This window comes from Streptomonospora sp. PA3 (assembly GCF_009728995.1).
Lineage (GTDB): Bacteria > Actinomycetota > Actinomycetes > Streptosporangiales > Streptosporangiaceae > Streptomonospora.
In genome coordinates this window covers 707,497-728,464 of record NZ_VTZW01000009.1, presented here as the reverse complement: position 1 = coordinate 728,464, position 20,968 = coordinate 707,497, and the positions used below count along the sequence as shown (strand labels likewise).

At 72.2% G+C, this 20,968-nt stretch carries 18 protein-coding genes and 1 tRNA gene; 7 read left to right on the top strand and 12 right to left on the bottom strand.

The annotated features are described in order from the left end of the window. The first annotated feature begins 182 nt into the window (after nt 1-182). Nucleotides 183-368, top strand: coding sequence for a DUF5703 family protein (locus FZ103_RS11660; RefSeq protein WP_156000701.1), 186 nt, complete (start codon nt 183-185; stop codon nt 366-368). A 443-nt stretch (nt 369-811) separates the two neighbouring features. Here FZ103_RS11660 and FZ103_RS11655 read toward each other — a convergent pair whose 3' ends face one another. The 4 genes from FZ103_RS11655 to FZ103_RS11640 all read right to left on the bottom strand — a co-directional run bounded on the left by FZ103_RS11655 (nt 812) and on the right by FZ103_RS11640 (nt 6,127). Further along, the gene (locus tag FZ103_RS11655; protein ID WP_156000700.1) at nt 812-2,182 is read right to left on the bottom strand and encodes a hypothetical protein; all 1,371 of its coding nucleotides are present in this window, start codon (nt 2,180-2,182) and stop codon (nt 812-814) included. A gap of 310 nt (nt 2,183-2,492) precedes the next feature. Further along, a complete protein-coding gene (locus FZ103_RS11650) occupies nt 2,493-3,224 on the bottom strand; it encodes a chaplin family protein (protein ID WP_156000699.1) in 732 nt (243 codons plus the stop codon). A gap of 182 nt (nt 3,225-3,406) precedes the next feature. Then, nucleotides 3,407-4,459: a hypothetical protein gene (locus FZ103_RS11645; protein WP_156000698.1), complete on the bottom strand. Its 1,053-nt coding sequence runs from the start codon at nt 4,457-4,459 to the stop codon at nt 3,407-3,409. Nucleotides 4,460-4,804: 345 nt separating this feature from the next. Beyond that, complete coding sequence (locus FZ103_RS11640) at nt 4,805-6,127, bottom strand: M20/M25/M40 family metallo-hydrolase (protein WP_156000697.1); 1,323 nt, start codon at nt 6,125-6,127, stop codon at nt 4,805-4,807. Nucleotides 6,128-6,263: 136 nt separating this feature from the next. Here FZ103_RS11640 and FZ103_RS11635 point away from each other — a divergent pair. Further along, nucleotides 6,264-6,348, top strand: a tRNA-Leu gene (locus FZ103_RS11635). Between the two features lie 176 nt (nt 6,349-6,524). Here FZ103_RS11635 and FZ103_RS11630 read toward each other — a convergent pair. Then, nucleotides 6,525-6,821: a hypothetical protein gene (locus tag FZ103_RS11630; protein WP_255429885.1), complete on the bottom strand. Its 297-nt coding sequence runs from the start codon at nt 6,819-6,821 to the stop codon at nt 6,525-6,527. A 531-nt stretch (nt 6,822-7,352) separates the two neighbouring features. Between FZ103_RS11630 and FZ103_RS11625 the strand changes: the two genes are divergently transcribed. Together FZ103_RS11625 and FZ103_RS11620 are read left to right on the top strand one after the other, a co-directional pair. Then, entirely contained in the window at nt 7,353-8,054 is a 702-nt protein-coding gene (locus tag FZ103_RS11625) for a type IV toxin-antitoxin system AbiEi family antitoxin domain-containing protein (protein WP_156000695.1), read from the top strand. After that, on the top strand, nt 8,051-8,953 hold the full coding sequence (locus tag FZ103_RS11620; RefSeq protein ID WP_186356131.1) for a nucleotidyl transferase AbiEii/AbiGii toxin family protein: 903 nt from the start codon (nt 8,051-8,053) through the stop codon (nt 8,951-8,953). Before FZ103_RS11625 ends, FZ103_RS11620 begins: the two co-directional genes overlap by 4 nt. A 195-nt stretch (nt 8,954-9,148) precedes the next feature. On the opposite strand, the gene FZ103_RS11615 is transcribed toward FZ103_RS11620, so the two are convergent. Continuing rightward, on the bottom strand, nt 9,149-9,715 hold the full coding sequence (locus tag FZ103_RS11615; protein WP_156000693.1) for a maleylpyruvate isomerase family mycothiol-dependent enzyme: 567 nt from the start codon (nt 9,713-9,715) through the stop codon (nt 9,149-9,151). A 272-nt stretch (nt 9,716-9,987) separates the two neighbouring features. On the opposite strand from FZ103_RS11615, the gene FZ103_RS11610 reads away from it, so the two are divergent. Then, nucleotides 9,988-10,323: a helix-turn-helix transcriptional regulator gene (locus tag FZ103_RS11610; protein ID WP_156000692.1), complete on the top strand. Its 336-nt coding sequence runs from the start codon at nt 9,988-9,990 to the stop codon at nt 10,321-10,323. Then, nucleotides 10,323-11,054, top strand: a complete 732-nt coding sequence (locus FZ103_RS11605) for a cation transporter (RefSeq protein WP_156000691.1) — start codon at nt 10,323-10,325, stop codon at nt 11,052-11,054. The genes FZ103_RS11610 and FZ103_RS11605 overlap by 1 nt, the downstream gene beginning before the upstream one ends. A gap of 212 nt (nt 11,055-11,266) precedes the next feature. Here FZ103_RS11605 and FZ103_RS11600 read toward each other — a convergent pair whose 3' ends face one another. The 6 genes from FZ103_RS11600 to FZ103_RS11575 all read right to left on the bottom strand — a co-directional run bounded on the left by FZ103_RS11600 (nt 11,267) and on the right by FZ103_RS11575 (nt 18,857). Continuing rightward, nucleotides 11,267-12,562: an MFS transporter gene (locus FZ103_RS11600; RefSeq protein WP_156001090.1), complete on the bottom strand. Its 1,296-nt coding sequence runs from the start codon at nt 12,560-12,562 to the stop codon at nt 11,267-11,269. Between the two features lie 174 nt (nt 12,563-12,736). Beyond that, nucleotides 12,737-14,692: a beta-L-arabinofuranosidase domain-containing protein gene (locus FZ103_RS11595; RefSeq protein ID WP_186356130.1), complete on the bottom strand. Its 1,956-nt coding sequence runs from the start codon at nt 14,690-14,692 to the stop codon at nt 12,737-12,739. Nucleotides 14,693-14,695: 3 nt separating this feature from the next. Continuing rightward, complete coding sequence (locus tag FZ103_RS11590; RefSeq protein ID WP_156000690.1) at nt 14,696-15,508, bottom strand: carbohydrate ABC transporter permease; 813 nt, start codon at nt 15,506-15,508, stop codon at nt 14,696-14,698. Further along, on the bottom strand, nt 15,505-16,488 hold the full coding sequence (locus tag FZ103_RS11585; RefSeq protein WP_156000689.1) for a carbohydrate ABC transporter permease: 984 nt from the start codon (nt 16,486-16,488) through the stop codon (nt 15,505-15,507). The genes FZ103_RS11590 and FZ103_RS11585 overlap by 4 nt, the downstream gene beginning before the upstream one ends. Nucleotides 16,489-16,505: 17 nt before the next feature. After that, nucleotides 16,506-17,774, bottom strand: a complete 1,269-nt coding sequence (locus tag FZ103_RS11580; protein WP_156000688.1) for an extracellular solute-binding protein — start codon at nt 17,772-17,774, stop codon at nt 16,506-16,508. Nucleotides 17,775-17,834: 60 nt separating this feature from the next. Continuing rightward, nucleotides 17,835-18,857 (bottom strand): LacI family DNA-binding transcriptional regulator, encoded by a 1,023-nt coding sequence (locus FZ103_RS11575; protein ID WP_156000687.1) that lies wholly within the window; start codon nt 18,855-18,857, stop codon nt 17,835-17,837. 242 nt (nt 18,858-19,099) lie between these two features. Between FZ103_RS11575 and FZ103_RS11570 the strand changes: the two genes are divergently transcribed. Next, nucleotides 19,100-20,815, top strand: coding sequence for a carbohydrate-binding protein (locus FZ103_RS11570; protein WP_156000686.1), 1,716 nt, complete (start codon nt 19,100-19,102; stop codon nt 20,813-20,815). Nucleotides 20,816-20,968 lie beyond the last annotated feature (153 nt).

Here is a 20,968-nt window from a genome sequence, read left to right as displayed (position 1 = left end):
AGGTCCGCCAGCCATCGGAATTCCCAGCCACTGACGGTAACCGACGGCGACGGGATTCGCTCTCCCGAGACGGCGCGAACCGGCCTGCCCGCCCTGAGCGGGTCCGCTAACCGGTCGGGCCGGTGGTTCACGTGTACGAACGGTATGGCACGAACACCGCCGGCGGTCGCAGAATAAGAACGATGCTTGAGTACGAATACCGGGAGATCCGCTTCCCGCGCGGCACCTCGCGCAGCGCCACACGCCAGGCGCTGACCGAGCAGGCCGAGTATGGGAAGTGGGAACTTGCCCGGGTACGCCTGTTCCCCGACGGAAGCCGCAGAGTGACGCTGCGCCGGAAGATCCTCCGGCAACTCCGCCTGATGTGATTTCCGACACACCGCCGGCGCGCCGCGGCCGCCGGACCCTGGGTGACCGGATCCGGCCCCGGCCGCCCGACGGGCGGACCGCCCGCCGCCTGGCGCCGCGGCGGCGATGAGCCGCGCCCCGCAGTGCGCGGACGTGCCTGTGCACACACGCAAGCGGCGAGCCCCCTCGGACGCTCCGAGAGGACCGCCGCCACGGCCGGCCGGCCCCCGCCTGTCCACCACGACATCCTTGCTGCGGGAAAGCTCGGTCCGGCCGCGCGCCGGTCCGTCACGGAAGCCCCGTAAGGACTCGCCGCTTCAGCGCAGCGGCCGCCCGTCCCGCTCCCCGCCCGTCCACCACGACATATTGCTGGCGGGAGAGCACCGCGTCGACCGCGCGCCGGTCCATCGGATTCCGCGGCCCGAGTCCGCCCGGTCTGCACCGGCACGGGCCGCGCGTCGGCCTACAAGCCCAGGTCGGCGCCGACCTGCTCCTCGACGGCCCCTGCCGCGCCGGACGTCGCGTCCGAAAGGCCGCTCAGCTCCGCGGGAGTGGAGACGTCGGCGGGCACCTGGGCCTCGACGGCCTGCGTCCCCGGGACCTCCGCGTTCAGCGGAAGCACGCCGGAGGGGTCGGGCAGCTCGTTGCGCAGCGGCAGCTCCGCGGTCACCCGGTCGGCGACGTCGGAGGGCGCCGGCAGCTCGCTGCTCATCGGCACCGTCTCGGCCGCCCCGGACTCGTGGGAGGTGTGGTGGACGTCGCCGCCCCCGCCCTCGACCACTGCGGCGCCGGTGCCGTGGGCGGCGGCGCCCGCGGTGCCCAGCACCGCGCCCACCGCGTTGCCCGAGACGTTCACCGGCACGTCGCCGTCCAGCACCGCCTGGTTGCCGCCCAGCAGGGAGCCGTTGCCCGAGGTCGTGATGTCGTCGCCGCCGTGGTCGGCCACCAGCGCACCGGTGTCGTGGGCCGCCGCTCCGGCGACCCCGCCCACGGCGCCGACCGCGTTGCCGGCCGCGTTCACCGGGACGTCCAGGTCGGCCACCAGCTGGTTGCCGCCCAGGATCGAGCCGTTGCCCGAGGTCCTGATGTCGTCGCCGCCGCCCGCGCGCTGGTGCACGATGGGTCCGGCGTCGACCGCGTGGGGGCTGAGGTGCAGCGGGCGGCCCAGGTTGAGCCGGTTCAGCAGCCCCTGGCGCTGCTCGCCGGGGGCGGCCTGGTGGACGCGGCCGTGCGCGCCGTCGCCCTCGGACACCAGCGCACCTGTGTCGTGGGCCGCCGCTCCGGCCACCCCGCCCACGGCGCCGACCGCGTTGCCGGCCGCGTTCACCGGGACGTCCAGGTCGGCCACCAGCTGGTTGGCGCTGGCCAGCGCCCCGTTGCCGCTGGAGCTGATGTCGTCGCCCATGTGGTGGTGGCCGCCGTCGCCCTGGACGACCGCCGAGCCGCTGCCGTGGGAGGCGGCGCCCGCGGTGCCCAGCACCGCACCCACCGCGTTGCCCGAGACGTTCACCGGCACGTCGCCGTCGAGCACCGCCTGGTTGCCGCTCAGCAGGGAGCCGTTGCCCGAGGTGTGCGGACCGCTGTCGCCGCTGTCGAGGACCGCGGCGCCGTCGTGGTGGGAGGCCGCGCCGGCGATGCCGCCGACCGCGCCCACCGCGTTGCCCGAGACGTTCACCGGCAGGTCCAGGTTGCCCACCAGCTGGTTGCCGCTCAGCGCGGAGCCGTTCCCGGTGGTGGTGGGGTGGCTGTCGGCGAAGGACACGCCGGCGCCCAGGGCCACGAAGCCGGCCGTGAGCACGGCCGCCTTTGCGGATGTGCGAACCCACTTGTGCATGTGGGATTCCTTTCGAAACGTATGTGCAGCTGAGTGAGATGGGTGTTGCGGACCGCGGCGCCTGCGCCCCTGGCGGGGGCGCCCGCTGCTGCGGCCGGGGCGTCCCGCGGCCGCGCACCTGGGGGGTGCGGGCCGCGCGGAGCGCGAGAGGCGTGCCCCCGTCCGGCGCCGGAGCCGGCGCCCGGACGGGCGGAGCGCACCGTGCAGCTCCCCTCGGGCTGAGGAGAGGCTGACGTGAGACCCGCGGCCCGGCCGAGGCCGCGGGGCTCGCGTCAGCCCCCCGGTCGCGGCGACCGGGGAGCCGGACGGGTCAGGACCGGCGCCTGCCCCTGCGCCGGGCGACCGCCACCAGGCCCAGGCCCGCGATCAGCGCGCCTCCGGCGGCGGCCAGCAGCGGGAACAGGCCGAGGCCGGTGCGGGGCAGGTCGCCGGCCGTCTCGGTCATGGGCGGCGCGCCGCCGGAGTCGGCGGGCGGGGTGTCCGCCACCGGCTCCGACGGTGCGGGCGTGGGCTCGCCGGGCTGCTGCGGCTCCTCGGGCGTGGGCGTGGGCTCGCCGCTCGGCTCGGGGTGCTTGTGGGGCGGCTCGGGCGTCTCGGGCGGCGGCGAGTCGTGGCCGTCGGGCGGCGTGTGCTTGTCCTTGTTCTCGCAGTCGGCTCCGGCGTTGCCGAGCACGCCGACGGCGTTGCCGCACGCGTTCACCGGGACGTCGGCGTCGGCGCCGACCTGGTTGCCGCCGAGCAGCGAACCGTTCCCGCTGGTGGTGGTGTCGCCCCCGGACTCCGAGACCGAGGCGCCGCCGCCGGAGGCCGCGGAGTCGCCGGTGGAGGCTCCCGAACCCTCGCACTTGGCGCCGGCCGTGCCCAGCACGGCGACGGCGTTGCCGCACAGGTTGATCGGGACGTCGGCGTCGGCGATGACTTGGTTTCCGCCGCCGATGGAGCCGTTGCCACTGGTCGTGGTGTCGGCGTAGGCGATGGGGGCGGCGGAGAAGAATCCGGCCGCCAGGAGGGCGGCGAACGCCGTGGTGGTTTTCCTGGACATAAGGCGATTCCTTGCGAAGAGTCGTGCTGATACGGGTCAGTCGAACGGCAGAGCGTGCGGCGGCGCGGAAGCCGTGGGCCGCGAAACGGGCGCGAGCGGGGCGCGCGCCGGCGGCGGCAGCGGGCACACGAAGGGCGCGCCGCGGTCAGGCGTGCGCGAGGGGCACGCCCGAGCGGCGCGTACTAGTCAGGCGAGAAAGACGGGTCGTCGGCGGTGTAGCGGACGACCACGGCCGGGGAGTCCGGCAGGGCGACGCGCTGGGCGACGAGGCGCAGCGTGTGGCTGCGGCTCATCAGGAAACCCGCGGGCGCGCCGGGGACCGGCGAGGACGACACGGCTCCGGTGGAGTCGGAGGCGTCGTGCCAGGCGGACCCGTTCAACGGCTCGGCCGCGTCGGCGGAGCCGGAGGAGTGCGCGGAGCCGGCCTGGGCCGCCTCCGCGGCGGCAGCGGCCAGTGCTTGGACCGGTGCCTGCGGTGCGGAGCGCGCGGAGCCGGCCGCCTTGGCGGCGGCGGACTCCTGCTTGGTGGAGTCCGCGGCCTCGGGCCGGACAGGGTCCTCGATCCGCTCGTCGGGCCGCGGCGGCACGAGCGTCGCGGCGACGCCGTCGAGCCCGGCCTGCGGTCCCTCCTGGATGGTCTGCTCCAGGTGGTCCTGGAGGCGGCCGGCGTCGTCGGCGAGGCCGTCGGAGACCGCGCCGGCGAGCCGGGAGTCGCCGAGCGACGCGTCGGCGAACCCGCCGACCTCGCGTCCGGCTTCGCGGCCGGCGCGCACGGTGTCGGTGAGTACCTCTCCGGTGCCCTGCGCGGTGGTCCGCACGACGCCGCGAGCACCGGCTCCGGCGGCCTCCGCGGCCTCGGTGACGCCGCGGGACTCGGCCGCCGGGGCGAGCGCCGGAAGACCGGTCTCTGCGGCGGCACGTCCGGGTTCTGCGGCGTCGGCCAGGGCTCCGGCGGCGGACTCGGGCGCGGTCTTGGCGATGCGCCCGACCTCCTGGGCGGTGGTGCCGCCGGTGGCGGCGTCTCCCGCGTCTGCGGCGCCGTCGCCGGTGGCGGCGAGGTCGGACCGGCCGATGCCGGCCTCGGCGATGTCCGCGCCGGCCTCGGAGGCGACCTCGGCGACGGGCGCGAGGCCCGGGCCGGGAAGCTCGTCGGCCGCCGCGGGCGCCTGACCCAGGAGCCATCCCGCGGCGGCGAGGCCCGTCAGCACACCCGCCCGGCGCAGGACACGCGCCATGGAGCGGCAGCGCGCGCGAGCGGGGCGGACCCGCCTCGTGCGACCTGCGAGCACCATGGACAGCCCTTCGACGAACTCCGGTACGGGTGTGGCTCGGCCCGCCACCAGGGCGATCCGCAAAGCCGAAGCCCTGCGAACCGAAAGTCACCGTAACATCACCGAGGGCGATGGGAAGCGGTGAAACCGGGAACCCGCCGAGGATTTTTCCCGGTCGGGCGGTCACGGGCCCGCCAAGGTGCCGCAAAACCGGGCGAAGGGGGTGCCCCGCCGGGGCGGCGGTCGGCGGTCGGCGCCGACCGGGCCGTCCGGGGGGCGGGGACTGCGGGGCGCGGGGGCGTGCCCCGGTCAGCTCATCCCGATAAACCTGTCGAGGACCCGGACGCCGAACCGCAGGCCGTCGATCGGCACGCGCTCGTCGACACCGTGGAACATCCCGGCGAAGTTCAGCTCCGGGGGGAGCCGCAGCGGCGCGAACCCGTAGTTGCGGATGCCCAGGCTCTGGAAGCTCTTGGCGTCGGTGCCGCCCGACAGGCAGTAGGGCACGGCCTTGGCGCCGGGGTCCTCGGCCAGCAGCGCTTCCGACATCGCGGTGACGATCCCGCCCTCGAACTCGGTCTCCACCGAGGGCAGGTGGTGGATGAACTCGCGGCGCACCTTGGGGCCGAGGAGCCGGTCGATCTCGGCGAAGTACTCCTCCTCCAGGCCCGGCAGGAACCGGCCGTCGACCTGGGCCGTGGCCGTGCCGGGGATGACGTTGGCCTTGTAGCCGCCGTCCAGCACCGTCGGGTTGACGGTGTGGCGCAGCGTGGCGCCGATCATGGTGGCCACCGAGCCCAGGCGGGCGACCGTGTCCTCCACGTCGTTCTCGTCGAACTCGATGCCGAACTCGGCGCAGACCTCCTCCAGGAAGGTGCGCACGGTCTTGGTCAGGCGCACGGGGAACCGGTGCCGCCCGAGCCGCGCGACCGCCTCGGCGAGCTCGGTGACGGCGTTGTCGTCGTTGGTCATCGACCCGTGCCCGGCGGTGCCGCGCGCCACCAGCCGCATCCAGGCGATGCCCTTCTCCGCGGTCTCGACCAGGTACAGCCGCCGGTTCTCGCCCACTGTGACGCTGAATCCGCCGACCTCGCTGATCGCCTCGCTGCAGTCGGCGAACAGGCCGGGGTGCTGGTCGACCAGCCAGCGTGCGCCCCAGGTGCCGCCGGCCTCCTCGTCGGCGAGGAAGGCCAGCACGATGTCGCGCGGCGGCCGGCGGCCCTCGCGCATGCGCTCGCGCAGCACGGCCAGGACCATGGCGTCCATGTCCTTCATGTCCACGGCGCCGCGCCCCCAGACGCACCCGTCGACGATCTCGCCGCCGAAGGGATCGTGCGTCCAATCCGCGGCGTCGGCCGGAACCACGTCCAGATGCCCGTGGACCAGCAGCGGCGCGCGCCCGGGATCCTCCCCGGGGATGCGCGCCACCACGCTGGTGCGCCCGGGGTGGGACTCGTACAGAGCCGGCTCCACCCCGACCTCGTCGAGCTTCCCGGCCACGTACTCGGCCGCCGCCCGCTCCCCGGGACCCGAGTGGTCGCCGTAGTTGGACGTATCGATCGCGATGAGCTCCCGGCAGAGGTCCACGACCTCACGCTCGGCCGCACTCGCCCCATCACCGACACCCGCCATGACGCGGACCACTCCTCTCCACCAGACGCTTGACCCGACCCTTCCATGCTCCCCCCGCCCCGGGAAACGATGTCCGACCGGTCCCAGACCTTTGCTATGGTTAACCCAGCCCGCGCACCACGCGCAGGGCCGCTACGTCCGGGTGGCGGAATAGGTAGACGCGCTAGCTTGAGGTGCTAGTGCCCGTTTAGGGCATGGGGGTTCAAGTCCCCCCTCGGACACTTAGGTATGCATGAGACCGCATAAAGTTGCATGGTGACGTAATCCCAGGTCCTGGTGTCCTGGGATTTTCTTTGTCCCATGTGATCTGGATGCGCTCAGTATCCAGCCATACTGCACAACCTTCCATGGGGGGTCGTCTCAGCGTGGTTCGTGTGGTGCCGATGCGTTGGAAGGCTCACAGGCGGATCACGATTTCCTCGGCGCCGTCTGGTGTGCTCAGTGCCCGCTCCATGGGCTCGTAGGTGAACGTCAGTCCCCGGTCACGGCACGCGGAGACCAGCGCGGCCGACTCGTGGGGGACGTCGACTTCCTCGAAAGGGACACCCGGCCGCGCCAGGAAGCGGACCAGGAACGTCCCGAGGTGGGCGGTGACGGCGTCCTCCCGGACGAAGACGTTGCGCATCTTTCCATCGACCACGTGCTCCCGGGCGTGCCAGGCCTGCAGCGGTAGTTGGCCCGCCCGTTGTTCCACGCACCCTCCATCGCCCGACCGCACAACCCGCACCGCAAGAGACCGCGCAACAGGTAAGTGCGCGGCCGACCGCGTACGGCCGGGGTGGTCTGGGGGCGGCGCGGAACTCGGCTCCGCTCACGATCGCCGGATGGGCTGTCTGCTGTGAGTAGATCCATTTCTCGTCCGGGTTCCACCGCGACACGGTCCGCGTACCCAGCCCCACGTTGTGGACGTCGAGGAACCGTTCGGACTTGGACTGCTCGTTCCAGACCTGGTCCGTCGATACCCGCCCTGCCAACGCAAACCGAGGCATGGCTCCCCCTCACCTGCACGAATACGCTCTCCGGCTAGCGTCTCCCGCCGCGGCGGCTCTCGGTAGTGCGGGGAGCGGCCGGCCAAGCGCCGCCGCAGAAGTGTCTGCGCCGGCGCGAATCCCAGCGGGTATGCCCGGCCCAGACCGCAACTGCGTTCTATAGCTCCCCCGGATGTTCCGCAGCTCTCTTACCCGAGAACCTGCAATGCGACGCACTAAGGCTATAGAATGCAGTCATGCACCGCTCGCCAGCCATCGCGCCTCTAGCGGACCTGGCCGAAGAACAGTGGGGGCTCTTCACCCGGCGCCAGGCCGAGTCCACCGGGATGGCCTGGAGCACCCTGTCGCGCATGGCCACCGACGAGACCACCGCACAACGCGTCGCCCACGGGGTCTACCGCCTGCGCGGCGCCCCGCCCACAGACCACCTCGACCTGCGCGCCGCCTGGCTGCAACTCGCACCCGCCGTTCCCGCCTGGGAACGCACCGCCGACACCGGCGTGGTCTCCCACCGTTCAGCGGCTTCCCTCTACGAGCTGGGACATCTCCCCGCCGACCTCCACGAGTTCGTCCTGCCAACCCGCCGCCAGACCCGGCGCCCCGACGTCCGCCTGCACCGCGCCCGCCTGACCGACGACGAACACACCGTTCTACGGGGCCTACCGGTCACTCGACCTGCCCGCACCGCAGCCGACCTGCTCACCGATAACGAGGACCCCGGCGCCGTCGGACACGTCCTTACCGACGCGCTCAGAGTCGGCCACGAACACCCGACCACCGTCGCCCAAGCTCTGGCCCCGCACGCCGCGCGCTTCGGACTGCGCCGCAGAGACGGAGCCGCACTGCTGCGCTGGCTCCTCGACCTCGTCGGTGCCCCGGAACGGCGCGACTGGCTCGACGCAACGCTCGATCAGGAAGGCAGCACACCGCCGCCGTGACCCTCCCTTACACCACTCCGGCAGCGTTCCGCCGCGCCCTGACCGAGCGCCTGCGCGCAGCCGCCAAACCCAACGGTGCGTGGCCACTGGCCGAACTGCAGCGCCAGTTCGCCTACGACCGCCTACTCGCACGGCTCTACCACCTCGACAGCGAATGGATCGTCAAAGGAGCCACAGCGCTCCTCGCCCGCGAACTCGCCGTCCGCCGCACCGTGGACATCGACGTCTACCGGCCCGGCGACCGCGGACAGGCAGAACACGACCTCCGGCGAGCCGCCGCCCTCGATCTCGGGGACTGGTTCATATTCGAAACGGGCGGCGCGACCCCGGTCTCCGACGGCGCCAACGGTGTTCGGATACCGACGACCGCCCGGATCGGAACCACCGAATGGGTGCGCTTCCACGTCGACGTGGTCGCGGAGGACATCCGCATGACCGGCTCCCCGGAGGACGTCCCACCATTGCCCGCGGTCGCTATCCCCGGCCTGGACCGCCCCGGCTACCGGGTCTACCCGCTTGCGGACCACATCGCGGACAAGACCTGTGCCATTCTCGAACGGCACGGGTCGGAACAGCGCCCCTCCACCCGCTTCAAAGACCTCGTCGACATGCTCTCCGTCATCGGCAGCCAATACGTCGCCGCCGACATCCAACTCGACGCCCTGCGATCCGAGGCCCAACGCCGGGGCCTCACGCTTCCCCCGCGTTTCACGGTGCCCGACCGCCAACTGTGGGAACGCGGCTTCGCCGCCGAAGCCCGCCGCGCCGTGGCGCTCCTGCCGACAGCCACCCTGGACGGGGCCCTCGCAATAGCAGCGCCCTTCCTCGACCCACTGCTGGACGGGACCGCCGCTGGGACCTGGAATCCGCGCACTGCCTTGTGGGAGCCTTCGGCATAGGGAAGTCCGGAGATACAACAAAGCTAAAGGGGCTGCTGGCGTGGGCGCGGGGCCGAATCCCGATTGAACGCGCTCTCGTCCTCGCTCTCTGCGTCATGGAGCACGTCGGCGGAGTCGCCATCCCCCGCGCGGGGTGCGCCGTCGGCGCCTTGCTGTGGCCGCCCGTTCCGCTGCGCGGCCATGCGTCCGCGGGGGTCAGGCGTGCCAGGTCGGGTCGCGGCCGATGAAGGCCATGAGTTTGTCTTGCGCCGAGGCCGTCGGGGCGACGGGGACCGCGGGACCGAACTGGCCGCTGTCGCGCAGCATCCGTTCTACCCGCTGCATGGCCGCCAGCGCGGCGGCGGCGCGTTCCTCGCCGAGGTCGGGCTCGCGGCCGAGCGCCTTGGCGAGGTCCCAGGAGTGCATCCAGACATCGGGTGTGTAGAACTCGTCGATCGCCTCGTCCACGGGCTTGTCGCCGGTGTGCGGATTGCTGAGCATCCGCCCGGCGGGGTCGTCGAGGACGGCTTGGATTTCGGTGGTGTGCCGCTTCCAGGCAGCGGCCGGTTCGGCGGCGACGTCCAGCTCGCCGAGCTCGATTCCCGCTCCGCCGAGGAAGCCGCGGGACCATTCGACCAGGTGCTTCACGATGTCCAGAGCCGTCCACTCCGCGACCGGGCTGAGCCGTGCCCAGTCCCCGGCCGAGGCGGACTCGACCAGGTCGGTGAATCGGGCCGCGTCGTGGGCGTGCCGCTGGGCCGGGCTCGTGGGCGTAGATGTCATCTCTGGTCCTCCCTGTCAGGCCGGCCGGGTCACCCGGTCGCGCCGGATGGGGTCGGCCGGTGCCGAACGCCCGATCGAGCCGCTCCGCGCTGTCCGTGCTGTCCGTGCTGTCGGCCACTGTTCTCCCGCACCGTAGCGGTCGGCTAAGACACTCGGCCGCCGATCGAGCCTCGGGTCGGCGCCGGTCGACCGCAAGGGCCGCCTCCGGTTCGCGACACGGAACCATGGATCCACACTTCCGAGGATCCACGGATTCTTGTATCGTCGGGTTCATGCTGACCCTCGCCACCGACATCGACGCCCTCTCCCGCTTCGGCCGGGCCCTGGCCGATCCGATCCGGTGCCGGATCCTGCTGCTGCTGCGCCAGGCACCGGCCCACCCGGCCGATCTCGCCGATTCCCTGGGCATCAGCCGCACGCGGCTCTCCAACCACCTCGCCTGCCTGCGCGACTGCGGGCTCGTGGTCGCGGTCCCGGTGGGGCGGCGGGTGCGCTATGAGATCGCCGATGCCCGGCTGGGCCACGCCATCGACGACCTGCGCTCGGCGGTGCTGGCGGTGGCCGACGACAACAGCTGCGCCGAGGCCGAGGAGAAGGACTGCTGCTGATGGCCTTCCGGATCACCCCGCACGTCTCCGAGCGGCGCAAGGCGGTGCTGACCCGGCGGGTGCGCCTGCTCGTGGCCGCCACCATCGCCTACAACGCGGTCGAGGCCGTCGTGGCCATCACCGCCGGAGCGCTCGCCTCCTCCGCGGCGCTGATCGGCTTCGGCCTCGACTCGGTCATCGAGGTCTCCTCCGCCGCCGCGGTGGCCTGGCAGTTCTCCGCGCGCGAGGCCGATGTGCGCCAGGCCCGCGAACGCCGGGCGCTGCGCATCATCGCGGTCTCGTTCTTCGCGCTGGCCGCCTACGTCGCATTCGAAGCGGTGCGCTCCCTGATCGGTGCGGGCGAGGCCGAGACCTCGGTGCCCGGCATCGTGCTGGCGGCGCTGTCGGTGGTCGTCATGCCGGTCCTGTCGCTGGCCCAGCGCCGCACCGGCCGCGAACTCTCCTCGGCCTCGGCGGTGGCCGACTCCAAGCAGACCCTGCTGTGCACCTACCTGTCCGCGGCCCTGCTGGTCGGGCTGCTGGCCAACGCCCTGTTCGGCTGGGCCTGGGCCGACCCGCTGGTGGCCCTGTTCATCGCCGCCGTCGCCGTCAAGGAGGGCCGGGAGGCCTGGAAGGGCGACAACTGCTGCGCCCCCGGCGGCATGGCCGTCGCCGTCGGCGCCGATCCGCAGACCGGGTCCGACGGCGACTCCTGCGGCTGCGGGCCCGACTGCTCCTGCTGCGACGACTGAGGCGTCCAGGGTCAGCGGTTCCCGGCGGCCGCGGCCGCCGGGAACCGGGCTGTGCGGCCCGATCGCCGCCGGCTGCGGATCACCCGAGGCGGGTGCACACGGCGGCGAAGACCACGAAACCCGAGGTGGGGGCGAAGCCGTCCAGGCGGCTTCGCCCGGCGGTTCCCGGGACGGGAGCCCTTCGACCGCCGGGCGGAGCGCGGACTCCTTGCTCAGGCGGCGGGTCGGGTGACCCCCAGGTCGACGCCTCCGGGCTCCTCGACCGCGGTGACGGCCGCCAGGGAGATCACGCACAACGCCATGATGTAGGCCCCGATGGAGAACGCGGTTCCGGTGCTCTGCACCAGGGCCTCCGCGATCGTGGGGGCGAACGCCCCGCCCAGGATGGCGCCGAGCGCGTAGCCGATCGCGACGCCGGAGTACCGCACCGAAGCGGGGAACATCTCGGCGTACATGGCCGACATCGGCCCGTAGGACAGCCCCAGGCCGACGGTCAGGACGAGGACCGCCGCGGTGAACAGCCAGATGCTGCCGGTCTCCATCAGCAGGAAGAGCGGGATCATCCACGCGAACACCGCCGCGTAGCCGATCTGGAAGGTGCGCACCCGCCCGATCCGGTCGGAGAGCACCCCGCCGTACAGCGTGAAGACCAGCCAGCTCCCCGCCCCGGCGACCGTCGCGAGCAGGACCGAGGACCGGGACAGCCCCAGCGCGCCGGTGCCGTAGCTGATGAAGTAGGCGATGAGGAGATACCCCGCCGCGTTGTTGGCCACGAAGATCAGCGCGGTGAGCACCACGTTCCTGGTGTTGCCGCGGAAGAGGTCGCGCAGCGGCGCCGATGAGGTCTTCGTGCGCTGCTGCAACTCCTGGAACACCGGGCTCTCCTCCACGGCCCGGCGCACCAGGTAGCCGATGACGATCAGCGCCACCGACAGCAGGAAGGGCACCCGCCATCCCCACGCCTCGAACTGCGCCGGGGTGGTGAGCGTACTCATGAGCCACAGCACCCCGGTCGCCATGATCAGCCCGATCGGCACGCCGATCTGGGGGAAGGCGCCGAACAGGCCCCGGCGACCGCGCGGCGCGTGCTCCACGGAGAGCAGGGCGGCGCCGCCCCATTCGCCGCCCGCGGAGAAGCCCTGCAGGATGCGCAGCAGGATGAGGACGACCGGTGCGGCCGCGCCGATCTGCGCGTAGGTCGGGAGCAGCCCGATGAGCGTGGTCGCCGCTCCCATGAGGAGCAGGGTCAGCACGAGCATGCGCTTGCGGCCCAGCCGGTCGCCGAACCGGCCCGCGAGGATCGCGCCGAGAGGGCGGAACAGGAAGCTGATACCGATCGTGGCCAGCGAGATGAGCGTCGCCAGTCCGGGGGCCTGCTCGTTCACCGGGGCGAAGAAGCGCGGCGCGAACACCAGGCCCGCGGCCTGGGCGTAGATGAAGAAGTCGTACCACTCGATCGTGGTGCCGGCGAGCGTGCTCGCGAGGACCTTGCGGTCCTCACGCGACATGGACGGGGCTTGCGGGGGTTCTTTCGTCACGGGGAACTCCGTCTGTGCTCCTCGGGTCTGTGGCGCGGTCGAGCACCACGGGTACGGAACCAACCTGCCCGGCCGGCGACCGACGAGATAGGGGGGTCCGATCACCCGTCGACACCCGTTCCGTCGCGGGAGCGGCTGCCGCGGTCAGCGGTCGCTTCCCGAGCGGTCCGGCGCCGCGGGGAGGAACACCCGCATCGCCGAGCTCCCCCGCTGCGCCCACCGGTGGTAGGGGACGAGGGGCACCTCGCGCCACGCGGGCGCGGTGCTCTCCTGCTGCGGTGCCGCCGACGACCGGTACGGCGGGTACCCGGCGGCGCCCGGCGGGGTCGGCGGCGGCCGCAGCGCGGTCATCCGCACGACGGCGCCGTCCCCGTCGGCCCGCGGCGGGTGCGCGGTGTCGATGCGGACGGCATCCAGCGACCACGACCGCGGCAGGTCGACCGACTCCGCGCACAGCACGAGCGGCCCCCGCTCGACGGCGACGCAGCCGCGCACCGCGTCGATGCGGGGGTCCGGCCAGGTCAACCGGGGTTCCACCGGCAGCTGAAGGCGGAGGACCGATCCCGGGGCGAGGACACCGCGCACGTGCGCCCAGCCCGGTGCCACGCCCCGTTCACCCGCTCGATCGGTCAGCGTGGCGCCGTGCGCCCAGTGCGGCACCCGCAGCCGCAGCCGAACCTCCCGCTCGGGCGCCTCGACGACCTCGATGCGCACCGCCCCGTCGTAGGGGTAGCCCGTGCTGATGCGCAGGGCGAGGGCGCCGCCGTCCAGGGCCGTGCGCAGCTCACCGGCGGCGTACTGCAGCAGCGACACGGTGTCGCCCTCGACGGAGGCGGCGTAGCCCTGCCAGCCGGCGAGGGTGCGGGCCAGGTTGGTCGGGCAGCACGAGACCTCGAACCAGGGCGCGCGCACCCCGCCCTCGGCGCGGGGGTTCACCCGGTCCGGCCGGATGCCGACCGCGGCCGTGCGCTGATGCAGCGGGTTGGCGTAGAAGAAGGCGCGGCCGTCCGGGCCCGGCGAGGCGGCGACCACGTTGTAGAGGGTGCGCTCCATGAGGTCGGCGTAGCGGACCTCGCCGGTGGCGAGGTAGAGCCGCCACGAGACCATGATCGAGGCGATGCCCGCACACGTCTCGCAGTAGGCGCGGTCGGGCGGCAGCTCCCAGTCCTCCCCGAACCCCTCGTCCTGGTGCCGCGACCCCATTCCGCCGGTCAGGTACGTGCGCCGCTCCACGGTGCGCTCCCACTGCCGCTCAAGGGCCTCCAGCAGCCCCGTGTCGCCTGTGTCCGCGGCGACGTCGGCGGCTCCGGCGGCCAGGTACAGCGCCCGCACCGCGTGGCCGCGCCACACCGCGGCCTCGCGCACGGGGACGTCGTCCTGGAAGTAAGAGGCGTCGAGCAGCGCGATGGGGCGCAGGCTGCCGTGCCCGCGCCGTTCGACGAACAGCCGCGCCTGCTCGGTGTAGCGCGGTTCGTCCAGCGCGCGCCCCAGCTCGGCCAGCCCCAGCTCTATCTCGGGATGCCCGCACAGGCCCGCGCGGCCCTGGGGACCGAACTCGCGGCAGACGTGATCGGCGGCGCGGCGGGCGATCTCCACGAGCTTGTCCGGGCCGGCGGTCCGCACTCGGGCGACGGCCGCCTGCAGCAGGTGGCCCGTGCAGTACAGCTCGTGCCCGGATTCGAGGTCGGTGTAGCGGGGCGGCCGGCCGCCGTGTCCGAAGCAGGTGTTGAGGTAGCCGTCGTCGTCCTGCGCCGCGGCGATGCGGTCGACGAGCGACTCCAGCACCTCGTTCGCCCAGCCCTCGCCCGTACGGCCGTATTCCCAGGCCAGGGCCTCCAGCAGCTTGTAGATCTCCGAGTCGGAGAACTGCCACCCCGGCCGGGGTCCGCCGGTCGCGCCCTGAGCGACCCGGTCGAAGTTGGCGGTCCAGCCCAGGTGCTCCATCCAGTCGAGGCAGTGGCGCAGGGTGGTGCGGGTGTTCGTCCGCTGCATCCGTCGCCAGAAGCCGTCGGCCAGGTGCAGTTCGTCCAGTCCGATTCCGCGGCGCGGGCCGGCGGCGGGGGCGACCGGAACGACGCGGGAGCGGGTGTCGTTGTCCACGTGTCAGTCCTTCACGGCGCCGGCGGTGACTCCGGCGGCCACGTAGCGTTGCGCGACGACCAGCAGGATCGCCGCGGGCAGTGACGCCACCACGGCCGTGGCCATGATCGCGTTCCACTGGGTGGTGTTGTTGCCGATGTACTGGTAGATGCCGAGGGTGATGGGGATGAACTCGCCCGCTCGGTTGAGGGTGGAGGCGAAGATGAAGTCCGACCACGCCCACAGGAACGCGAACAGCGACACGGTCACGGTGGAGTTCCTGCTCACCGGCAGCACGATCGAGCCGAAGATGCGCCAGGTCCCGGCGCCGTCGATGCGCGCGGCCTGGACGAGTTCGCGCGGGATGCCCGCCATGAACGTCGAGTACAGCAGCACGCCGAAGGGGACCGCGATCGTCGAATCGGCCACGATCAGCCCCCAGACCGTGTTGAGCAGGCCCAGGCGCACGTAGACGGCGTAGAAGCCCATCGCCATGACGACCGCCGGGATCATCTGCGCGACCAGCAGCAGGAAGCTCAGCGTGCGACCGCCGCGCAGGTTCAGGATCGCGAGCGCGTAGCCGGCCGGCGCGGCGATCACGACGGTGAGGGCCACACAGCCGAATCCGATGACCAGGCTGGTGCCCAGCGCCGGCAGCTGCTGACCCAGTGCGGCGGTGTAGCCCTCGAAGGTCGGGGCGGTGGGGAACCAGCGCGGGGTGCCGCGCAGATCCGCGGTCCGCGTCAGCGACACGTTCACCATCCAGTAGACGGGGAACAGCATGAACGCGGTCAGCAGCGCGCCGAGCGCCGTCTTCCACCAGGGGCGGGCGGTCATGATCTCTCCCGGTAACGCTGCGTCCGCAGATGGACGAATCCGAACACGAGCGCGATGACGATCAGCAGGTTGCCGATCGCGGCGGCCGGGGAGAACTCCGGCTGGCCGGTGCCGAACGCCTCGCGGTAGGACCACACGGCGAGGATGAGCGACGCGTCGCCCGGCCCGCCGGTCGTCATGATCCATACGACGTCGACCACTTTGAGTGTGTAGATGAAGCCGAGCAGCAGGGTGATCGCGGTGACCGGACGCAGCAGCGGCAGCGTGATGTGCCGGAACCGCTGCCAGGCCGTGGCCCCGTCCAGGGAGGCCGCCTCGTAGAGGTCGGCGGGGATCTGCTGCAGGCCGGAGTACAGGATCACCAGGTTGAACGGGATGCCCAGCCAGATGTTGGCGATGATCACCGAGATCAGGGCGGTTTCGGGCGAGGTCAGCCAGTTGATCTGCGGCCCGCCGAACGCCTCGACGACCGAGTTCACGATCCCGTTCTCGCTGTTGAGCATCCACGCCCACGTCGAGGAGGAGACGATCAGCGGCAGCAGCCACGGCACGAGGAACAGTGCGCGCAGCACGCCCGACAGCCGGAAGTTGTCGCGGAAGAACACCGCCAGCGCCAGCCCGATCGCGTACTGGAACGCGATCGAGACGAAGGTGAACAGCGCCGTGTTGACCAGGGCGGTGCCGAAGGTGCCGGAGGTGAACACCTCGGTGTGGTTGGCGAACCCGACGAACTCCGGGTCGCCCTGCACGAAGGCCCGCACGGTGTAGTCGTGCAGGCTCAGCTCGATGTTGCGCCACAGCGGGTAGGCGTAGAACGCCGCCAGGTAGACCAGCAGGGGCGCGGAGAAGCCGATCGCGCTCCACTGCTGCGGCCGTCCGGGGAACCGTCGGCGTGCGCGCCCGCCCGGTGCGGCGGGCGCCCGGCCCGCCGCACCGCCGCCGGACGCACGCCCCGCCGCTTCGACCGAGGTCGTGGTCATGAGGGCAGGACTCCTCGTCACTCGCCGGTCGCGGCCTGGGCGTCGGCCTGGGCCTGCTTGAGGGCCTCGGCGGGTGCGGCCGACCCGGACAGCGCCTTCTGCACCGCGGTCCACAGCGGCTCGGAGATCTTCGGGTAGTCGGTGCCGAGGTTGTCGCTCGTGCGGCCCTTGGCGTCGCGCACCGCCTGGACCCACGGTTCGAGGTCGGGCTCCTGCTCCAGCAGCGCCTCCTGGCCCTCGGCCGTCGGCGGTATGTAGTAGGCGAACGTGGTGGCGGTCTCGACGAAGCCCTTGGGCGTGGTCATGCACTCCACGATCTGACGGGTGACGTCGTAGCGGTCGGACTCCGTCTGCAGCGGGGCGACGATGAACTCGCCGCCGGTGGGCGCGGGGGCCACTCCCCCGTCCTGGGCCGGGATCTGGATGACGCCGGTCTCGAAACCGGCCTCGGCGGCGCTGTTGACCTGCCAGGTGCCGTTGACGCCGAAGGCGAACTCGCCGGTCAGGAACTCCTCCCAGGTCGTGTTCTGGGAGTTGGTCAGCACCGAGTCGGGGGCGTAGCCCTTCTTCAGCCAGCCGTTCCACAGCTCCAGCGCCTCGACCGCATCGGGCGAGTCGAGGTCGCGCAGGTCGGCTCCGGAGCCCCAGAACCACGGGAGGAACTGGAAGGAGCCCTCCTCGGTGCCGATGGCGGCGAAGGTGATGCCCTTGTCGCCGTTGCCGGTGACCTTGTCCAGCGCCTCCGTCAGCGACGCCCAGTCGGTGACCGACTCGGGGTCGACGCCGGCGTCCTGGAGGATCTCGGCGTTGTAGTAGATGGCCAGCGTGTTGGCGCCGATCGGGATGCCGTAGGTCTTGCCGTCCACGACGCCCGGCGCCAGGAGGTTCTCGTCGACCTCGCCCACCTCCAGGCCGAGTTCGCCGACGGTGGCGAGCATGCCGGTGTCGGCCAGCGTGGGCACCGCGGGGTTGTCGAGCAGGATGATGTCGGGGCTCGTGCCCTCCTGGGCGGCCAGCAGCGCCCGGTTGGTCAAGTCGGTCGTGTCGGAGGGCGTGCGCTTGATCTGCACGCCGGCCTTCTCGCCGCAGGCGCTGACGCGCTCGGCCCAGGCGGAACCCTCGGTGTGCTGCGGGTAGGGGTCCCACCAGGTGTAGGTTTCGGCGTCCTGGCCGCCGGCGGCGCCGGCGCCGCCGCCCGAGGAGCACGCGGTGGCCAGCACGACCGATGCGGCGACGATGCCCGCCGACACGGTGCGGGCGGCGGGTGTGCGTCTGGTGTGGTGCATGGGGGGGTTCCTTCCTGAACGAATCCCGGCGGCGGCGCGGCCGCCCGGGAACAGGCGCGGTCAGTCCGCGGGCGGCGGGGCGGTGCTGCCCCGGTCCACCAGATCCGGCGAGACGAACCGCACCACGTAGGGGGCGTCGGCGGCGACCTCCCCCTCGATGCGGCGCACGAGCTGGCGCACGGCCATGCGCCCGAGCCGGTCGGGGGCGCTCTCGATCGAGGAGAACGGCAGCGAGAAGGTCCGGGCGAACTCGTCGGAGTAGCGCCCGATCACCGACAGGTCGTCGGGTGCCGACAGGTTCCGTTCGTGCAGAACGGTGGGCAGGGCCGCCGCGGCGGCCTCGTTGTTCAGCAGCAGGCCCGTGGCGTGCGGATGGGCGTCCAGCAGGGCGTGCAGCTCGCGCCCGATCTCGGGCTGGGCCGAGGAGCCGAAGACCGCGTGCAGGGTGATGCCGCGGGCGGCGGCGGTCTCCAGCGCCGCGTTCTGCAGGCGCCAGACGTAGGCTCCGCCGCGCTCGATGACGTGCTCGGGTTGCGAGACGAGGATGAGTTCGCGGTGTCCGCGGGCGTGCAGGTGGGCGACCATGGTCCGGCCCGACTCCTCGAAGTCCAGGTCGAACACGTCCACGCCGGTGCAGTCGCCGGGCAGGCCCACGAGCGCGCCGGGCTGGGGCGCGGCACGCAGCACGGGCAGGCGGTCGTCGTGCTCGGCGACGTTGAGCAGGACGACGCCGTCGACCATGCGCGAGTCGGTGATGCGTTTGAGCGCCGCGGGCCCCTCCGGATCCGAGCTGAGCAGGATGTCGTACCCGGAGTCGCGAGCGGTGTTCGCGACGCCCTGGATGTACTGCAGCATGGCCGGCGCGAACTCGTCGGGCATGAACTGCGCGAGCAGCCCGATCACCCTGGTCTGGGAGGTGGCCAGCGCGCGGGCTCCGGCGTTGGGGGCATAGCCCAGCTCGCGCGCCGCCTGCCGGACCCGCTCGCGCACCTCGTCGGAGACGGCACGCCTGCCGCTGAGGGCGTAGGAGGCGGTCGAGCGCGCCACACCCGCGGCGTGGGCGACGTCCCCGATGGTGACCATGGCTTACTCCCTTGCTCCTGCGAACCGGTTCGAACCTTAACCGTGCGCGCCACGGACGTAAACCCTGCACAGACACATTTCCCCTGATAAAAACCTCGGAGCAGAAGAGGGCTTGTGGCGAACAGCGTTCGAAACTAGCGTCTGCGGCCGACAGGATTCGTCGAACCGGTTCGTTTCCAGTACGGGGATTGCATACGGGGAGTCACAGCAATGCGACACAACGTCCGGCAAGGAGTCACACCATGCGTCGCACCGCCCATCGAACGCTGACCCGCCTGTCCGTCCTCGCCCTCGCCGCCGGCACCGTCACGGCCGGTCCGGCGGCCCCGGCCTCCGCCGCGGGCCTGACCCTGACCGTCGACGTGGGCCAGGTCGTGCGCCCGGCGACCCAGGTCGCCTCGGGCGGCCTCTACGGCGTCGGCTCCGACACGCAGCCGAGCACCGACATGCTGCTGCCGCTGAACCCCACGAGCTTCACCCAGCCCCCGCCCGGCACCACCCACCTCCCCAACGGCGCCACCGAACCGTGCTGCGGCGCCCTCGAAGTGGGCCGCAACATCACGCAGGCCGGCGCCAAGCAGTTCATCCGCCTCCCGGACATCTACCCCTCCTTCCCCTACCAGTGGGAGGGCTGGAGCGACTGGGAGCAGAAGGTCACCACGATCGTCGACAAGCGGCTGGCCGCGACCGGCACCACCAACATCCACGGCTACGAACTGTGGAACGAACCCGACTGGACCTGGGACACCGAGGCGGCCGGCTCCTTCCTCGACGGCTGGACCCGCACCTACCGGCTCGTGCGGTCCCGGGACGGCGTCACCCCCATCGTCGGCCCCAGCTGGGCGACCTACGACCACGACCGGATGCTGGAGTTCATGCGGCACGCCCGCGACACCGGCACCCTGCCCGATGTCATCGTCTGGCACGAGCTGGGCGACATGGACTGGGACTCCTTCGACGACCACGTCGCCGACTACCGGGCGATCGAGGAGCAGCTGGGCGTCTCGCCGCGCCCCATCGCGATCAACGAGTACAACAGCAGGAACCAGATGGACATCCCCAGCGTGGCCGTGCACTGGATCAGCGTGTTCGAGCGCCACGGCGCGCGCGAGGCCCACCGCGCGTTCTGGTACGAGGCCGGCACGTTCGACGGGCTGTTCACCCTGGACGACCGGCCTACCGCGTCGTACTGGGTGTACCGCTGGTATGGGGCCATGACCGGCACCGTCGTCGAGACCACGCCGGAGAGCTGGATCGACGGCGTCGCCTCCTACGACTCCAGCAGGCAGATCGTCAACACGGTGTTCGGCGGGGACTGGGGCGACAACACCGTCCGGGTCGAGGGACTCGGCTCGTTCGGCCCGCGGGTCGACGTGCAGGTCCGCTACACGCCGGGCTCGGGCCGGCACACCCACGTGCCGGCCCCCACCCTGGTGACCGACACGACGATGCGGGTCGACGGCGGCTCGATCACCGTCCCGGTCGACGACATGAACGCCGAGGGCGCCTACCAGCTCCTGGTCACCCCCGAAGGCGGTCCCACGACGTCCTGGCAGCAGGTCTACGAGGCCGAGAACGCCACGGTCGCCAACGCCGAGACCCTCTCCTCGGGAGGGGCCTCCAACGGGTACTACGTCGGCCGGATCGACGGGGACGCCGACATGCGCTCGGACTCCTTCGTGGACTTCACCGTGAACGTGCCCGAGAGCCGCGACTACACGATGACCATCCGCTACGCCAACGGCACCGGGGCGACCTCCACCCACGGACTGGCCTACAACGGCGGGGCGTGGTCCACCGTCTCCTACGCACCCACCGCGGGCTGGGGCGAGTTCGCCACCACCGACGTGACCGTCTCGCTGGAGCAGGGCTACAACGTCATCCGGCTGGCCAAGGGCTCGCCCAACTTCGGCGGCGGCACCGGATACGCCGAGCTGGACAGCATCACGCTGTCCTGACCGCCCACTCGAAAAAGGGGGCCGGGCCCGCGCGGGCCCGGCCCCCGGCCGGCGATGGGATGAGAAGCGGTCTGGTCCGGCCGGTCCGGCACCCGACCCCTACCCGTCGGCGGCTTGCCGTTTCGAGGCGTCCGTGTCCTCGGAAGCGGCGTC

Excerpts from the sequence above, each read along its gene's own strand:
- FZ103_RS11655 (WP_156000700.1), bottom strand. The coding sequence starts at position 2,182 with ATGCACAAGTGGGTTCGCACATCCGCAAAGGCGGCCGTGCTCACGGCC.
- FZ103_RS11570 (WP_156000686.1), top strand. The coding sequence starts at position 19,100 with ATGCGTCGCACCGCCCATCGAACGCTGACCCGCCTGTCCGTCCTCGCC.
- FZ103_RS11660 (WP_156000701.1), top strand. The coding sequence starts at position 183 with ATGCTTGAGTACGAATACCGGGAGATCCGCTTCCCGCGCGGCACCTCG.
- FZ103_RS11610 (WP_156000692.1), top strand. The coding sequence starts at position 9,988 with ATGCTGACCCTCGCCACCGACATCGACGCCCTCTCCCGCTTCGGCCGG.
- FZ103_RS11585 (WP_156000689.1), bottom strand. The coding sequence starts at position 16,488 with ATGACCACGACCTCGGTCGAAGCGGCGGGGCGTGCGTCCGGCGGCGGT.
- FZ103_RS11575 (WP_156000687.1), bottom strand. The coding sequence starts at position 18,857 with ATGGTCACCATCGGGGACGTCGCCCACGCCGCGGGTGTGGCGCGCTCG.
- FZ103_RS11645 (WP_156000698.1), bottom strand. The coding sequence starts at position 4,459 with ATGGCGCGTGTCCTGCGCCGGGCGGGTGTGCTGACGGGCCTCGCCGCC.
- FZ103_RS11605 (WP_156000691.1), top strand. The coding sequence starts at position 10,323 with ATGGCCTTCCGGATCACCCCGCACGTCTCCGAGCGGCGCAAGGCGGTG.
- FZ103_RS11625 (WP_156000695.1), top strand. The coding sequence starts at position 7,353 with ATGCACCGCTCGCCAGCCATCGCGCCTCTAGCGGACCTGGCCGAAGAA.
- FZ103_RS11600 (WP_156001090.1), bottom strand. The coding sequence starts at position 12,562 with ATGTCGCGTGAGGACCGCAAGGTCCTCGCGAGCACGCTCGCCGGCACC.
- FZ103_RS11640 (WP_156000697.1), bottom strand. The coding sequence starts at position 6,127 with ATGGCGGGTGTCGGTGATGGGGCGAGTGCGGCCGAGCGTGAGGTCGTG.
- FZ103_RS11615 (WP_156000693.1), bottom strand. The coding sequence starts at position 9,715 with ATGACATCTACGCCCACGAGCCCGGCCCAGCGGCACGCCCACGACGCG.
- FZ103_RS11590 (WP_156000690.1), bottom strand. The coding sequence starts at position 15,508 with ATGACCGCCCGCCCCTGGTGGAAGACGGCGCTCGGCGCGCTGCTGACC.
- FZ103_RS11580 (WP_156000688.1), bottom strand. The coding sequence starts at position 17,774 with ATGCACCACACCAGACGCACACCCGCCGCCCGCACCGTGTCGGCGGGC.
- FZ103_RS11650 (WP_156000699.1), bottom strand. The coding sequence starts at position 3,224 with ATGTCCAGGAAAACCACCACGGCGTTCGCCGCCCTCCTGGCGGCCGGA.